Source organism: Nostoc sp. DedQUE02 (assembly GCF_034531035.1).
Classification (GTDB): Bacteria; Cyanobacteriota; Cyanobacteriia; order Cyanobacteriales; family Nostocaceae; genus Nostoc.
In genome coordinates this window covers 1-2,396 of the sequence record NZ_JAVRBY020000139.1, presented here as the reverse complement: position 1 = coordinate 2,396, position 2,396 = coordinate 1, and the positions used below count along the sequence as shown (strand labels likewise).

Here is a 2,396-nt window from a genome sequence, read left to right as displayed (position 1 = left end):
AAATCTCCCCCCCTGCTCCCGAAGCACCCCCTGCCTCCCCTGCCTGCCTAAATTCATCCCTCTGTTCTGCAACGCCTTATTTGGCAATCGACAGATAATACTCAAATCGCTCCCGGAGTTTCTCAATCGTCAAATTTTGAGTCCAGTACTCCACTAGGGCATGACCAAATGCCCAAGCGTTGCGATCGGGTGAAGCGGAGTTTTCTAGCAGTAGCGGCCAAAGCGATCGCAATTCAAAGTTGAGCGCGTTAGGGTTAGCTGTATTCAAGAGCGAGAAAAGCTCATATCCCATTTGAAGTTTGCCAATCACAATCGGCAACTGTTCCACGGGAATTTGCTCTGCCAGCATATATGCTAAGGCTGGAGATCCGGTTGAGAACGTAGATATAAACTGGAGGACGGGACTTTTGAGTAATGACGTTAGTCCCTGTGTTGTTGCCATTTGGAAGGTGTAGTGGTCGATGATTTTGGCGGCGGCGACGGTGCGCGCTTCGAGATTACGCAAAAAACGGGCGAGACGCAGTTGCTTACTAGGTGCGATCGCATCGACTAATCCCAACGATAGCGCCTCCATTCCCCAAGCAACTCGATTTGTTTTGCTCTCACCTGTAACCACGGGTAGAACTAAATTACAGAAGTTTCCTAGCAGTTTGGCGCGATACTCAGTGGCTTCGCGAATGGCAATTTCCTTGGCGCGATCGCCCCATTCCCAATCATAAGGCGGTTGCCATTCGCGGATGGGACGCAAACGATCTACCTGAGTCACGATCGCGATTGCAGGTAAATCTGTAACTTCTGCTTTGATGTCTTCCAAAAAATCCACATCCATTTGCAGGGCGGGATCGAGGGCAGGGGTGACTAACAGTAGCAAATCTGCGTTAATGGCATAATCAAGCACCAAATTTCGGAGATCGGTACGGTTGACTTGTTCATATCCTGGTGTGTCCCAAAGCGTTAGGGTTTCTCCACTTTCAGTCTGCCATTGATAATTCTGAATGCGGTCGGTGCTGGGTAAAACATCAACGGCTGCGAGATCCGCCTGAAATAGCGTGTTAATCAGACTACTTTTTCCCGATCCCGTGCGCCCTACCAGCAGAATATTTACAGGTTTTTGCTCAACCGCCTCGGCTGGTTCAGCTTGAGTCAGGATTTCTCGAAGGGTTTGAGTTCTTGTGGGTATAGTTGGCGTAGATACTACGGTTGCTGAAACTGGTAATGTGGTGCGTCCGTAGAGGGCGATCGCTTGCCGACATAAGTTTCTCAGGGCAGCTTCTCGAAATAACTGGCTCAAATTCCCCAACAATTGCTGAGTTGCCTGGTTACTAGAACCCTTACTGACTTGTTTGGCTACTGCCGCCACCGGATTTAAGATCCACTGTGCCCAGTTCCAAGCTTTCCAGAATTTCCGAGCCGATGGTTCTAACTTCCGATAGACCTCGTATCCTTGGTATGCTTGCCCAACGGTCACTTGATTGAGGACGGGGGATAACTTTTGCATCCACCGATCCATATCATCCACTGTTCCGCGAATCAGCCCGTAAGCTTGGGGGACGTAAATATTCAGCAGGGGATATTGAATTTGAGGATTGTAAATATGAGCAATCGCTACCACTAAATCTTGGCATCGCGTCCAAAAAGTTTGCCAGTCTTCCCAAATCGGGCGATCGCTTTGTGCTGTTTGCAGAATTTCTTGGAGGGCGGTTTCTGCAAGCTTTGTGGTGTCACTTCCCACTGGTTGCCCTGCTGTATCTTCTGCCGTCGATTCCAATTCTTCTTGAACTTGGGCTAATACAGCTTCCACTTGGTTAACAGCTGGTTGAGTCCATTTAACCAATAGCCAACGCCAACCCACGAATAAAAGGGTGAACACACCCCAAATCCAATTAATGCCCCACGCATGAATTTGCAAACCGGCGGATACCAGCAAGAAAATGATGATAAACGCGATCGGGATTGCTAAGACGACCCACTGCCACGGTTTTAATTGCACCATTGCCCCATACCTGCTTTGAAATGTTGGGAAATTCGAGTTTTTGCAAAAATTACTCTATAAAAAGTCTATCGTCTCCAATCTAGTACTCTGCCAACCCAAAAATGTGCTTGTGAAGGCTCTTGATTGGGGAAAGGGACTCATGGTAAGGGATTAAAACCTTTACCCTTTACCCCGCTTGCGTTCCCTTGGCGAACTACTAGTACTCTCAAAACTAGCTTGACAAGCCTTACAAAGAAATGGTGTTATATCATGTCCGCTTGATTGCTTATTAAACCTGAAGAACCCCATCCCGCCAAAGCTGTGCTTTGTCTTTCCTCCCGAAGAGCGGCTACGGTGTACACACAAGTCCTAAAAACCTAGCTTGATTGGGCTTAACTCATTCTCATACAAAGTATCGGAACGA

At 48.0% G+C, this 2,396-nt stretch carries 1 protein-coding gene; it reads right to left on the bottom strand.

All coding sequences use genetic code 11. From position 1 onward, the window contains the following. Positions 1 to 76: 76 nt before the first annotated feature. Positions 77 to 1,993 carry a GTPase family protein gene (locus RMX98_RS36160; RefSeq protein ID WP_322676939.1) on the bottom strand — a complete coding sequence of 639 codons (1,917 nt, stop codon included), beginning with the start codon at positions 1,991 to 1,993 and terminating at the stop codon, positions 77 to 79. Positions 1,994 to 2,396: the final 403 nt, after the last annotated feature.